Below are 12822 nucleotides of genomic sequence, written 5' to 3'. Positions count from 1 at the left end.
GTACCGGAATTCAGGCACCCGTTTGGGATTCTGCAACCCCAAAGTATTCGTTCAAGAAATCTTTGCGGTCCCCTTCGTGCTTCACGTATTGGACCAACGCGTACAGTTTTTGCTGGTCGCGACGCAATTTTTCGTCCAGTTGATCCTGGTCGGACAATTGCGGCGGCATCGGGCCGGTCACGCGGGCTTTTAGCGGCCGCAGCGAGCCCTCGATCGCCCCCCAGCGGTGCAACATCGACAGTGCAGTGTCCAGCCGATGGTCGTGCTTGTCTTTCCGCGTCAGTTGATCGCGGAGCCATTCGATGCCATAAGCCTGGATCTGTTCTGCATCGTGCTTTAGAAAATCGTAGACGCGGCGATAGTACTCCGCCGACGGATTGCTCCAACCGATGAACTCCATCTGCGTCGCCAGATCGGCTTCCTCGTACAGAAGCGTACATTCCGATGGCAGGCCGTCGCGGCCGGCTCGCCCGATCTCTTGGTAATACGACTCCATCGATCCAGGCACATCGGCGTGGACCACATACCGAATGTCCTCCTTGTCGATCCCCATTCCAAACGCATTGGTCGCCAACACCATCCAATCGGGCTGCAGCATGAATTCATCTTGCACGCGGCGACGCTCGTGACGCGGCAGATCGCCGTGATAGACCAGATGCGGAACGCCGCGCGATAGCAGTTGGTCGCTGAACTGTTCCAGCGTCTTGATCAATGTGAAGTAGACGATCCCGCTTCCTTCGGCTTCTTCGCGAATCCGCAGCATCTGTTGCAGCTTCTCGTCCTCGCCCCAGACATCGATCACCTTCAGCGAAAGGTTGGGGCGATCGATTCCCTCGTGGAACGTCCGCGCTTCGTGCGGTTGCAGGCCAAGTTGAGCGACGATATCGGCCTGTACTTGCGGAGTCGCCGTGGCGGTCAAAGCGATCGTTATTGGATTGCCGAGCGTCTGGCGGATCTCTTCCAACCGCGTGTAGTCGGGACGGAAGTCGTGCCCCCATTGGCTGATGCAGTGCGCTTCGTCGACGGCCAGCAACGGGATCTCTCGCCGGCCAAGTTGCTCCAAGAAATCAGCTTTGCGAAATCGTTCGGGCGTCACGTACAGCAGATCGTATTTCCCCTCGCCGATCTCCTTGTAACGCTTGTTCCGCTCCTTGCGATCCAACGACGAATTAACAAACGTCGCCGAGATATCGCGTCGCACCAACGTGTCAACTTGATCTTTCATCAGCGCGATCAAGGGGGACATCACCAATGTCAGCGGCCGCCGCTTGGTCTTTGCGTCCCGTGATTCGGCGGCCAGCATGAGCGCCGGGATCTGGAAGCAGAGCGATTTGCCCATCCCGGTCGGCATGATCACCAACGCATGCTGACCGGACAGCACGTGGTCGACAATCTGAGCCTGCTTGGCGCGAAACTCTGAATAACCAAAAAACTTCTTCAGAACGGAAACGGGAGTATTCAAGAGCGTCAGCAGAGCAAAAAAGAGGAATGTAGCAGGTGCTTCCAACTGTTGTGCATGCACCAATCCACCGGCACAGGCACTGGTTCAACCGCGTGCCCAACGGGCCGCGCGCGGGGCGTTGCCCACGCGGTTAAACGAAATCGAGGGCGGCGAGCAAGTCGATGCCGACGCCGTTAAATGCAATACCGTTCAATGAAGCGTAGTGGACGAGGTTACGAGTCCTTTTGCATCAGTCCAAATCGCTGGGACTCGAAACCTCGTCCACTACATCCCGCTGCCAATTCTTTCGACGGCCCGAGGCTCCTTCGTTGAACGGTACTGCCGTTAAACGATCTCTTTCATGCGTGGGGCCATCGATCGGTTAGCCGATCTTTTCTTTGCCGACCCAAGGCTGCAGAGCTTTGGGAACCGCAATCGATCCGTCGGCTTGCTGGTTGTTTTCGATGATCGCAATCATCGCCCGACCGGTTGCAAAGGCTGTCCCGTTGAGCGTGTGAACGAAGTTCGTTCCCTTTTCGCCCTTGGTTTTGTAACGCACGTTCAAGCGGCGGGCTTGATAATCGGTACAGTTACTTGTGCTTGTGACTTCGCCCCATTCACCCGCTTCACCGCGACCGGGCATCCAGGCTTCGAGATCGTATTTGCGGTAAGCCGGTCCGCCGAGATCGCCACTGGCGGTGTCGACAATGCGGTAGGGAACCTCCAACGCGTCGAAGAGCTCACATTCGGTCTGACGCAGTTCCTCGTGCATCGCATCGCTCTGCTCGGGACTGGTGAACGCGAACATCTCGACTTTGGTGAACTGATGCACGCGATAAAGTCCTCGCGACGCACGCCCCGCGGCTCCCGCTTCGGTCCGGAAACAGTGGCTCAACCCACACAGCTTGATCGGCAATTCTTCGAGATCGACCGTCTGGTCCGCGTACATCCCGCCCAGCGTGATCTCAGCGGTGCCCACCAGGTGCAGATCCGAATTTTCGATGCTGTAGATCTGCGTCTCGGGACCACGCGGCGTGAAGCCGATTCCCTGCAGAACCGAGGTGGTCGCAAGGTCGGGGGTGGTGACGGGGATGAAGCCCTTGGACATCAGATGGCGAATGGCAAATTGCTGCAACGCCAGATCCAACAGGACCGCATCGTTTTTGAGGAAGTAGAATCCCGAACCGGTCACGCGTGCGCCGGCTTCGAAATCGACAAGGTCCAGCGGTTGGGCGAGTTCCAAGTGATCCTTGACGGCGAAGTCGAACGTGCGAACCGCCGTCTTGCCGAAGCCGACTTCCTTCGCATCCTCTTCGCCACCGCTGGGAACATCGGAGTGAGTCATGTTCGGAATCGCCGAGATCAGCGAGAGGACTTCGGCATCGATCTCGTCGTGCTGCTTCTGCGCTGCGTCTTTCTTCTGACGCAAGTCACGCCCCTCGGCGATGAACTGCTGACGCTCGTCGTTATCCTTCGCCGATTTGATCTTCTTGCTTACTTCATTCGCTAAGCGATTGAACTCTTGCGAATCGGTCAGCAACGTCTTGCGTTGGGCTTCCAGCGATACGATCCGCTGGACCTCGCAACTGACGCCGCGGCGCTCGCAATTGGCTTGAACCTGATCGGCGTGTTCGACAATAAATTTGCGGTCTAGCATCTGTCGTATTCGGGTAGATGGAATGAAGTGTGATCGTGGAAGAGGGGGCCGCAGCATCGCGGCCGCCCACAGTTGAAGCCTGCTGGCGGCGGCAAATCCGCGGCTATCGGCCGGGAACCTACTGGGTTACGACTTCGCAGCCAGTTCTTCCCAGAGGTAGGCGCTCGCGCGGATACCGCGATGGAAATCGGCTAAACAAAACTTTTCGTTCGGGCTATGTGCGTTGTCATCGTCCAATCCCCAGCCCAACAATAGGCATTCAGCCCCCAACTGCTCTTGGAATTCGGCGACGATCGGGATCGAGCCCCCTTCGCGAATCAAAAACGGCGTCACGCCAAAGGAGCGCTGGATCGCCTGCTGGGCTGCCGCCATATAAGGACTGTCGATGCTGGCCAGCATGCCGCCGCCACCGTGTCCGACTTCCAAGCGGTGCCGCACGCCGGGAGGACAGATCGCGGCGATCCGTTCTTTGACGACCTCTGCGATCTTGTCGGGGTTTTGGTCGGGGACCAAGCGGCAGGTGAATTTGACCGACGCTGTCGAAGGGACGATCGTCTTGCCACCTTCGCCTTGATGCCCGGAGGTCAAACCGTTGATGTCGAGAGTCGGCCGAGCCCAACGCCGCTCGTTCGTCGTGAAGCCGGGCTCGCCCACCAGGGCGTCGACGCCAACCTGTTTGGCGAACCGCGATTCGTCAAACGGCAGCTTCGCCAATTGGGCTCGCTCTGCATCGGACAGTTCGCGAACGTCGTCATAAAAGCCGGGGATCTGAATCTTTCCCTCGGCATCGATCAATTCGGACATCATCCGGCACAGAACATTGGCCGGATTGGCTAACGCGCCGCCGAAGGATCCCGAATGCAGGTCTCTGGCAGGACCATCGACGTGCAATTCGAAAGCGATGATCCCGCGAAGGCCGTAGGTGATCGCAGGCTTGCCGTCGCCAAGCTGGCTGTTGTCGCTGATCACAACGACGTCGCAAGCCAAACGTTCCGATTCAGTCTTGAGGAACTGTTGCAGGTTCTCGCTGCCAACTTCCTCTTCGCCTTCGATCAGATATTTGATCTGCAGCGGCAGCGGCTGGCCGGTTTCGCGCCAGGCGGCCAGGCTTTGAATATGCGTTAGGACCTGCCCCTTGTCATCGGTAGCCCCCCGAGCGTAGATATTGCCGTCGCGAACATCGGGTTCAAACGGGCCGGTCACCCACTTGTCCAGCGGCTCCACCGGCTGAACATCATAATGTCCGTAGACCAGGACGACGGGAGCTCCCGGCACCGGCGGCGTCTGAGCGTAGACCAAAGGATGCCCCTGGGTCGGGATCAATTCGACCTCGAGATCCAGCGAGCGGAACTTCTCGACAACCCAGTCGGCTGCGGCGTGGACATCTTGGGTATGCCGCGAATCAGAGCTGATACTGGGAATTTTCAACCAATCGATCAAATCGGATTGAAAATCGGCTTCGCGAGAGTGCAAAATAGTGTCTAGGTCTTTAGCCATTGCAGGGGCTGTCCGTTTTGTGCGCTCGCCGAGCGTGCGGCGAAAGCGACACGATGGCGAAATTATGGTGTTGGGCGACTTCTCAATCGCTACAATATATCGATGTTTCCGAGACCCGAAACGCCGGGTCTTGTTTTACAGGCTCACGCAGGAGCAATGACGAGCCATGACAAGCAAAAGCGCCGCAGCGGCGATACCTGAAGTAGAACAACAGGGAACGCGACCCAAGCCAAAACGGCAGCCGCGTTACAACGTCATCCTATGGAATGACGACGATCATTCGTACGAGTACGTGATGATGATGATGAAAGAGCTGTTTCGCTATCCGATCGAAAAAGGCTTTCAAGTCGCCAAAGAGGTCGATCGCAGCGGGCGAGCGATCTGTTTGACGACGACCCGCGAACACGCCGAACTGAAACGCGATCAGATCCACGCGTTTGGCAAGGATTCGCTGATCGCTCGCTGCCAAGGGAGCATGTCGGCGACGATCGAACCGGTTCCCGGCGAATAATCGCCTCGCTCTTCGTCCTCCGGACTGCTTCGGAGGCTCTCTTGTTTCGCGATTGGGCGATCCCCTCTTTTCAAAGACTCCCGATCGCGGCGGTGCATCTTTACGAGCCGCGACGACCGTGGCACACTGGCACCATGTCTGCAAAGCTCAAAACCCATACGCTCGGCTGTAAAGTCAACCAATACGAAACCGAACTCGTGCGGCAGGGGCTGCAACGCGCCGGCTATCGCGATGCGGAGAAAGACGAAGCCGCCGACGTTTGCGTGGTAAACACCTGCACGGTCACCGCCGAAGGGGACACGAAGAGCCGGCAGATCATTCGCCGGATGGCGCGGCAGAATCCCGACGCTCGAATCGTCGTGATGGGATGTTACGCCACGCGGGCTCCCGAAGAGGTCCTCGCGCTGCCGGGAGTGTCTGAAGTCGTTACCGACAAGCGAGAGCTGCCCGATCTGCTGACGCGCTTCGGCGTGATCGATCTGCCGACCGGACTGGATGGCCACAGCGGTCGCAAGCGAGCTTATGTCAAAGTGCAAGACGGATGCCTGTTGCGATGCAGTTATTGCATCATCCCCCAGGTCCGGCCCGAACTGACGAGCCGCCCGATGAAGCATATCGTCGAGGAAGTGGAGCGTCTTGTCGCCGGCGGCTTCCGCGAAGTCGTGCTGACGGGAATCCACTTGGGCCATTACGGCGTCGACTGGAATCGCCAGCAACCGAAAGAGAAATGGATTCGACTTGCTCACTTGGTCCAGCGATTGGCCGAACTGCCGGGCGAGTTCCGGATCCGGCTGAGCAGCATCGAGGCGACCGAGGTGACGCGCGAGCTGATCGAGATCATGCAGAGCTATCCGACGCGGATCGCACCTCATCTGCATCTGTGCCTGCAGAGCGGCAGTGACACGATCCTGCGAGCGATGCGACGCCGCTGGAGCACGCGGATGTTTTTGGACCGCTGCCAGATGTTGCGCGACGCACTGGACCACCCCGCGCTGACGACCGATGTGATCGTCGGCTTCCCAGGCGAAACCGAAGAGCATTTCCAGCAGACGTGCCAGACCAGCCGCGACGCAGGATTTTCGAAGATCCACGTCTTCCCCTACAGCCCGCGACGGGGAACTCCCGCGGCTGAATACGCCGACCAAATCGACAAACAGGTCAAACAGGAGCGGGTCGATCGGCTGTTGGCTCTGGAGGCGGAACTGCGAGCCGATTATTACCGCAGCCTCGTTGGGCGCGAGCTCGACGTGCTGGTCGAGGGATCGCAACCGATCGTCGATCTAGCGGCGGGGACGCCTCATTATGTTCATCGCGGCACATCGTGCCGGTACGCACCGGTCGAATTCCACAGCGCCGATGCGAACCTGGAAAAGCAGCTGATCAAAGTCCAGGTGGCCGAGGCAAAAGATGATCGCGTGACAGGCCAGCGTCGCGAAGACGCCTGAGCTCAGATCACCTTGTTTCAAGTCAACGGATTACAGTGAATCGGGGATCACTTCGCCGTTACTGCGGGTTCCCAAGGCCGACCAGACTTGCGGGTCGATCGTTTCGGCGAAGAACTTCACATGTCCATCAACCAACACTGCTTGGACGCCGCCGCGATGACGACTGGAGAAGCAGAGCTCCCGTTCATCGATATACCAATCGGTGGTTCGATCCAACGAGATGTTGATTGGCACTCCGCTAGACCCCACAACTTCGGAGACCTCATTCGACCCAAACGATGCAGAACCGATCGGCCAATGATCGACCGAGGCGTTCAACCCCCAGAAGTCGTTCTCTTGAATCTCGGGAAGATTGACGGCTTCGCTGACCGCGATCGTATGGGTCGTGCCATCGAGCATATCGCGGATTCGCGTCCGACTTTGATCGAAGATGAAACCGTCGATATCTTGATGGTACATCAATTTTTGCGGACCGGGATCGGGCCCCGCTTCCCGCGTTAATAGCCCGGACGCACACGCCAGATAATTTGAGGGAACACGATCGACAAGGTAGTCATCGAGCCCTTGGCGATTGATAGCAGAGGGACATTGAAACAAGTCCAATCGCGTTTGCAGGGCGACTGCGTTGGGGTTTCCTAGGATTCTCCAACTTGCAGACTGGTTGAAGTCGAGCGTCTGATAGACGTTATTTTGTTCGACATACGGCAGGATTGCCGCCGACCAGAAGGCATGATTCGTGCGAACGTAAGCTGCAGGAAATTGGTTGTAGGTGTCGTGGTACGAATGGAGGGCGAGGCCAAATTGCTTGAGATTGTTTTGACATTTCATACGTCGAGCGGATTCGCGCACCGCCTGGACTGCAGGCAGCAACAAACCGATGAGAATCCCGACGATCGCAATCACCACTAGCAGTTCGATCAACGTGAACCCTCGAACGTGCTGGCGTTTCATTTTTCGGCTACTCCGCTAACGGCCCAAATCGCAAATTTACAAAGTCCTTCATTGTACCGCTCGAACGACCTCAAGACTTCCGCCCAAAGTTGGTTTTTACGGAAATTCCCTGATGATTACTTGCGAATTCCCAAGGGGCCCGATACAACCTCCGCGTCATGTCAGAGGCCCACAGGACGGCCTTATCGATGCTGAGGATTGTAGGAGCCGTATGAATATTTAAATGCACATGATTGCATTAACACGACTTTTATGGTCGTTTCGTGACTCGCTGCTCGGTTTAGATTAACTTAGGCAGTGAAGTTTGTCGTATCTTCCAAGTTTACAGTTCACGGACAGTTGCAATTCATGTTTACTCTCGCTTCCCTGTGCGGAACGATCGCATTAATTGCTGGCCTTTTGCTGGTTCCCATCGTCCGCGCGTTAGCCCGCAAGATTGGGATTGTCGATCGTCCCGACCCCACCCGCAAACTCCATAGCGGTGCCATTGCTCTGGGGGGTGGAGTTGCGGTCTTTTCCGCGTCGTTGATCGCAATTTTCGTCACACTGTTCTATCTCGCCCCTGTCCAACTTGGGACCGAAGTAACGATTCCTTCCGGCTGGTCGACCCTGCTGTTGTGCTCGCTGTTGATTGTGGTTCTAGGATTGGTCGACGATTGGTTGACGCTTCGAGGCCGGCAAAAACTGCTTGGCCAAATCATGATCGTCGCGATGCTCGTGGGAGGGGGCTTGGTAGGTGAAGGGACTGTGATCCGGCACGCGGATCTGTTTGGGATTCCAATCGAGTTGGGAATCTTCGCATTGCCACTGACGATGCTCTGGCTGCTTGGGGCGATCAACGCATTGAACTTGGTCGATGGGGCGGACGGAGTTGCTTCGACAATGGGATCGATTATCTGCATCGGTCTCGCGATCATCGCTTTTTCTCGCGGGGAATTGATCGAAGGCGCGGTTTCGATCGCACTGGCTGGCGGCTTGGTCGCGTTCCTGGCATTCAATCGCCCCCCCGCGACGATCTTTCTCGGTGATTCGGGAAGCATGATGATCGGATTGGTCGTGGGCACTTTGGCCGCCTGGACCAGCACCAAAGAATCGACAGCCATTGCGGTGATCATCCCCATCGCGGTTTTGTCGGTCCCTTTGTTTGATTCAACGATCGCCATCCTACGACGCGTGCTGACCGGACGCAGCATATACGCCGCGGACCGAGCACATATGCATCACGTGCTCAAAGCGTATCTCGATTCCAAGGGCTACCCACAGGGCTGGATGCTTGTGATTGTAGCGATTCTGACCGTGATTCCCGTGGCCGGTGCGACGGCCAGCGTGATCTGGAATGAGCCTGCCTACGCCCTGTTGGCGACGGGCGTCGTTCTGGGCGGAATGGTGCTGACGAAATCTTTTGGTCACGCCGAACTCTCGCTGCTGGCCCGTCGCTCCGCCAGCTTTGGCACCTCGTTGTTGACCCGCAGCCATCACGCCGACGATGTCGTTCGACACACATCGATCCGGCTTCAAGGTTCTCGCAACTGGGACGTCGCCTGGGCGACCTTGGTCGAATACGCGGAACAACATGATTTGTGGCGGATCAAACTGGATCTCAACGTCGCCTGGCTACACGAAGGATTTCATGGAGAATGGCAACGTTCACGTTTACCCGAACGTGCCGTCCAATGGACGATGCGATTTCCGGTCGAGGTTGACGGTAGGCAGGTTGGCAACATGGATATTGTGGGGCGTGGTGGCGGCCTGGCAACGTACCAATTGATGGAAACCTTGCTGGCATTGATCGTCGATTTGCAGCCACACTTTGAATCGATTGTCAAAGACGACCCACGGAGCATGCCAAGCGAACCGATTCGCAGACCTCGATTAGAAAATCGTCCGTCCCCTGGGGACGTCAGCCAAACGGCAGCGCATACCTAACCGCGGGACCTCATTTTCGATCAGCGGCCGATTTGGCGAAAGCCATTCCTCCATCCTCCACCGGTGCATTGCGAGCCCGTGGTTTGTTTTTGAGTCAGCCCTGCGGCAGATCGAATTTTGAAGATCCAATGTTTTCATGAAGCACGACGCCGAGACGAACGCTGCACCGACACAGTGGATCCATTTCTGCAAAACGTTTCGCTTGGAACTAGCGATCTTGTTCTGCTTTGCGCCCCTTGTCTGTTTGCATTTCCGCAACCTGTGGCGTTACGATCACTACCAGTACTTTCCGCTGATCTTGCTGGCCTTCCCCTACCTGGTTTGGAACAGCCGAGGTGCTGCCCCCGATCCGCCGCATCGTTGGTGGGAATTTGGATTCACGATTTCCAGCCTACTGCTGCTGGGGATTGCTCTGTTTTTCTGGTCGCCGAACTTGGCGATGTTGGGGGCGATATTTGCCGCCGGAGGACTTTTGTTGGCGATGCGTCGCACCGGTTGGATTCGACAGTTCCTGCCGCTGTGGATCCCATTGTGGTTCTTGGTCCGCTTGCCTGGGAATCTGGACATCTCCCTGATCTTCACGCTGCAATCGTGGACTTCGCGCGCCGCGAGTCTACTGATTGACGCGATGCGAATCGACCATGCATTGCTGGGAAACGTGATTTGGGCCGGCACGCACAATTACTTTGTCGAAGAAGCGTGCAGCGGAATCAATTCGCTCTTCTCGTTGACCGCGTTGACCGCAGTCGCCTTGGTCCTGTATCGACGCCCACCGCTGCATGCGATTTCGCTGATGTTGGCTGCCGCATTCTGGGCGTGCATGGTCAACATCCTCCGCGTCGCGGCATTGGTTTTGTTCAACGAACGATTTCAAATCGATCTCCTCGAAGGCACACCGCATACCGTTTTTGGGATGATCTTGTTTGCCTTCGCAATTGCAATGTTGATCAGTACCGACCAATTCTTGATGACGTTTCACGAATCGGAACACGTCGTCGACTTCGGCACAACAACCAAACGCGACATCACCACGTCCGCGAATCAACAACACCCCCAACAACCGCCTCATGCCGTGAGGCAAACGTTCGAAATCAAATCGCATTGGTTTGCCGCGAGCCTATGCCCATTGTTCGCACTGCTCCTTCTCTGCCAACTGTATTCCTTGGCTGCCGGAACCGGGCGGACCGCCAGTCGCAATCTGCAGCAGACGGAAATCACTTTCACCGCCGACGACCTCCCGACCGAAATCGATGGCTGGAAGCAGGAAGGATTTGAAGTTCAAACCCGCAACGTGGTGAATTACTTGGGCGAAAGGAGTGCCATCTGGACCTTTCGACGCAAATCCCATGAAGTACTCGTGGCGGTCGATTATCCATTTTGGCACTGGCACGAACTGATTCTATGCTATCAAGCACAAGGGAAGGAACTGGCAGCTCGCGAGGTCCTTCCTAGCTCGGACGAATTGCCCCCCGTCGTGCTGGCGGAATTGACCGCCGTCTCGGGGCAAGCAAGCCGGTTGGCATTCTGTTTGTTTCGTCAATCGGGAACCGCGATGCAACCGCCGCCTGGAGCGGGTGGGGCACTTGCCTATTTCTTCACTCGATTCGACAACAACCTAGACACCTTTTTCAATCGCCACGAACCAACCTACCAAGTACAAGTACTCGCCCCGATCCCCGACCCCACAAATCGCCTGTCGGACGAGGCCATCCTTGCTTTGCATCGTGAGGTCACGCAAACGATCCGCGCGTTGGTTCCTCAAAAAGCAGCGGGAGGTTGAGCGATGGAACCCATGAAACCCCGCCGACCGCGCAAACAACGCAAAGACTTTAACCCTGGCGCCTGGTTGGCGTCGCGACGCTGGAGCCAACTATTGCCTGCGGCACCCGCCCTGCTGACCGCAACGGCGATCACCGCGACCTGCGTATGGATTCAATCAAAAAGCGAAAGCTTGCAACCGCGTTATCTGAGCGCGCTCAGCCAGGCCGTCGAATCCGACGAGACCGAAGTTGCTGAACGGTATGCCAACAAACTCGCTGTCCTGGGAGCGTCGGAACGCCCCGAAGTCCAATGGATCCGAACCGTGATCGATTTACGGCAGGGACGCTTGCAAGCGGCTCAAGCGATGCTGGAAATACTCGCCCCCAGTGACACTATCGGTTACCCACAAGCTCATCTGTTTGTCGCACAACAGCTAGCCCAACGGGGCAACATCGATCCCGAGGGGGCCGAACGTCTGAAACACCATCTGTTGGCCGCCAGTTCGCTTCCGCGACAGCGACAATGGACGGCGATGACATTGTCGAAAATCTATCTTGCGCAGAACGATCCGAAAGCGGCGACGCGCGTCTTAGAAAAGATCGTCGACATTCAACCAGAAAAATGGCTGTTGATCGCCAAGTTAAAAAAGCAGCAGGGGGACACGGCAGGAGAGGAGCACGCGTTAGCTTCCGCGGTCACGAGCATTTCGAAGCGGGTCGCAAACGCCCCCAATGATGTGACAAGTCGGTTGGCGCTAGCTAAAGCTACCTTCCCGAGCGAGGGCTTTCGAGCCACCGAAACGATCTTGCTGGAAGGCCTGAGAAGAAATCCTGAAGAGCCGAAGCTACGTTCGGCGATGGCATCGTTATACGTTCGACATTCGGACGATGTGCGTGCGGTGAAGACGGCACAGAACTCAGAAATCGTCGGAGCCCTGCAGTTAATTGAACGGGCACTCCAACTGGCTCCCAACCACCCGCTCGCGATTCAGCGTTTGATGTCACTGCTGGATGAACACGGTGTCGCTGAAGAACGCGCCAATCAAGTACTCAGCGATCTCCTGGCCAGCGGAGAAGCGACCGCCACGGTGCATCTGCTCGTTGCCACGCGTGCGATGCTGGCTGGTGATGACGCCACCGCAAAACGGCACATGGACCTCGGCTATGAGAAGAACCCCGACCTTCCGGTTCTATTGAATAATCTCGCATGGCTGGTGGCCCGCCAAACCGACCCCAACCTGGAGGAAGCATTGGGATATTCCCAAAGGGCGATCTCATTGGTAGGTCGCAACGCCCCCGGTCTTGCGCGGCTGCGTGACACGCGCGGACACATCCTTGTCAAAATGGAACGTTGGCACGAAGCGATCGACGACCTGGAAGCGGCCCTGCCACAGTTGAGCGATCGAGCGAAATCGGAAACCCACCTTGCCTTGGCGAAAGCCTATCGAAGCTTGAAGCAACCCGCGGTCGCCGCGTCGCATGAAAAGCAAGCCGCCGCGATCGGGCTGGAAACCCTGCCCACCGACGGAAGACTGGACCACGACGAAGATTGATAGCCGTTGCCAGCGGCCGTTGCTAGAATGGAACCGCTGTGAAACGTGCCCAGATCGGGCACTGCGGCATCTCAACTTCAA

9 protein-coding genes are annotated in these 12822 nt (G+C 57.1%); 5 read left to right on the top strand and 4 right to left on the bottom strand.

The features are described from left to right. Positions 1–10: 10 nt before the first annotated feature. The 3 genes from Poly24_RS05290 to Poly24_RS05280 all read right to left on the bottom strand — a co-directional run bounded on the left by Poly24_RS05290 (position 11) and on the right by Poly24_RS05280 (position 4595). The gene (locus Poly24_RS05290) at positions 11–1462 is read right to left on the bottom strand and encodes a RecQ family ATP-dependent DNA helicase (protein ID WP_145091519.1); all 1452 of its coding nucleotides are present in this window, start codon (positions 1460–1462) and stop codon (positions 11–13) included. 361 nt (positions 1463–1823) lie between these two features. After that, positions 1824–3098 carry a serine--tRNA ligase gene (serS, locus tag Poly24_RS05285; protein ID WP_145091516.1) on the bottom strand — a complete coding sequence of 425 codons (1275 nt, stop codon included), beginning with the start codon at positions 3096–3098 and terminating at the stop codon, positions 1824–1826. Between the two features lie 126 nt (positions 3099–3224). Further along, positions 3225–4595, bottom strand: a complete 1371-nt coding sequence (locus Poly24_RS05280; protein WP_145091512.1) for a dipeptidase — start codon at positions 4593–4595, stop codon at positions 3225–3227. A 166-nt stretch (positions 4596–4761) separates the two neighbouring features. On the opposite strand from Poly24_RS05280, the gene Poly24_RS05275 reads away from it, so the two are divergent. Both Poly24_RS05275 and mtaB read left to right on the top strand, forming a co-directional pair. Continuing rightward, positions 4762–5106, top strand: coding sequence for an ATP-dependent Clp protease adaptor ClpS (locus tag Poly24_RS05275; protein ID WP_145091509.1), 345 nt, complete (start codon positions 4762–4764; stop codon positions 5104–5106). A gap of 134 nt (positions 5107–5240) precedes the next feature. Then, positions 5241–6551, top strand: a complete 1311-nt coding sequence (gene mtaB, locus Poly24_RS05270; RefSeq protein ID WP_145091506.1) for a tRNA (N(6)-L-threonylcarbamoyladenosine(37)-C(2))-methylthiotransferase MtaB — start codon at positions 5241–5243, stop codon at positions 6549–6551. 30 nt (positions 6552–6581) lie between these two features. On the opposite strand, the gene Poly24_RS05265 is transcribed toward mtaB, so the two are convergent. After that, positions 6582–7502 (bottom strand): DUF1559 domain-containing protein, encoded by a 921-nt coding sequence (locus tag Poly24_RS05265; protein ID WP_145102616.1) that lies wholly within the window; start codon positions 7500–7502, stop codon positions 6582–6584. Between the two features lie 348 nt (positions 7503–7850). Here Poly24_RS05265 and Poly24_RS05260 point away from each other — a divergent pair, with 348 nt between their 5' ends. The 3 genes from Poly24_RS05260 to Poly24_RS05250 all read left to right on the top strand — a co-directional run bounded on the left by Poly24_RS05260 (position 7851) and on the right by Poly24_RS05250 (position 12741). Further along, a complete protein-coding gene (locus Poly24_RS05260; protein WP_145091503.1) occupies positions 7851–9428 on the top strand; it encodes an MraY family glycosyltransferase in 1578 nt (525 codons plus the stop codon). Between the two features lie 136 nt (positions 9429–9564). Further along, positions 9565–11208: an exosortase U gene (gene xrtU, locus Poly24_RS05255; RefSeq protein WP_145091500.1), complete on the top strand. Its 1644-nt coding sequence runs from the start codon at positions 9565–9567 to the stop codon at positions 11206–11208. A 12-nt stretch (positions 11209–11220) separates the two neighbouring features. Then, positions 11221–12741: a tetratricopeptide repeat protein gene (locus tag Poly24_RS05250; protein WP_145091497.1), complete on the top strand. Its 1521-nt coding sequence runs from the start codon at positions 11221–11223 to the stop codon at positions 12739–12741. Positions 12742–12822: the final 81 nt, after the last annotated feature.

Source organism: Rosistilla carotiformis (genome assembly GCF_007753095.1).
Taxonomy (GTDB): Bacteria; Planctomycetota; Planctomycetia; order Pirellulales; family Pirellulaceae; genus Rosistilla; species Rosistilla carotiformis.
This window is presented reverse-complemented; position numbering and strand designations above follow the sequence as displayed.

What these genes read in the sequence shown, in the direction of transcription:
- Poly24_RS05280 (WP_145091512.1), bottom strand. Translation starts at nt 4,595, where the DNA reads ATGGCTAAAGACCTAGACACTATTTTGCACTCTCGCGAAGCCGATTTT.
- Poly24_RS05275 (WP_145091509.1), top strand. Translation starts at nt 4,762, where the DNA reads ATGACAAGCAAAAGCGCCGCAGCGGCGATACCTGAAGTAGAACAACAG.
- mtaB (WP_145091506.1), top strand. Translation starts at nt 5,241, where the DNA reads ATGTCTGCAAAGCTCAAAACCCATACGCTCGGCTGTAAAGTCAACCAA.
- Poly24_RS05250 (WP_145091497.1), top strand. Translation starts at nt 11,221, where the DNA reads ATGAAACCCCGCCGACCGCGCAAACAACGCAAAGACTTTAACCCTGGC.
- serS (WP_145091516.1), bottom strand. Translation starts at nt 3,098, where the DNA reads ATGCTAGACCGCAAATTTATTGTCGAACACGCCGATCAGGTTCAAGCC.
- xrtU (WP_145091500.1), top strand. Translation starts at nt 9,565, where the DNA reads ATGAAGCACGACGCCGAGACGAACGCTGCACCGACACAGTGGATCCAT.
- Poly24_RS05260 (WP_145091503.1), top strand. Translation starts at nt 7,851, where the DNA reads ATGTTTACTCTCGCTTCCCTGTGCGGAACGATCGCATTAATTGCTGGC.
- Poly24_RS05265 (WP_145102616.1), bottom strand. Translation starts at nt 7,502, where the DNA reads ATGAAACGCCAGCACGTTCGAGGGTTCACGTTGATCGAACTGCTAGTG.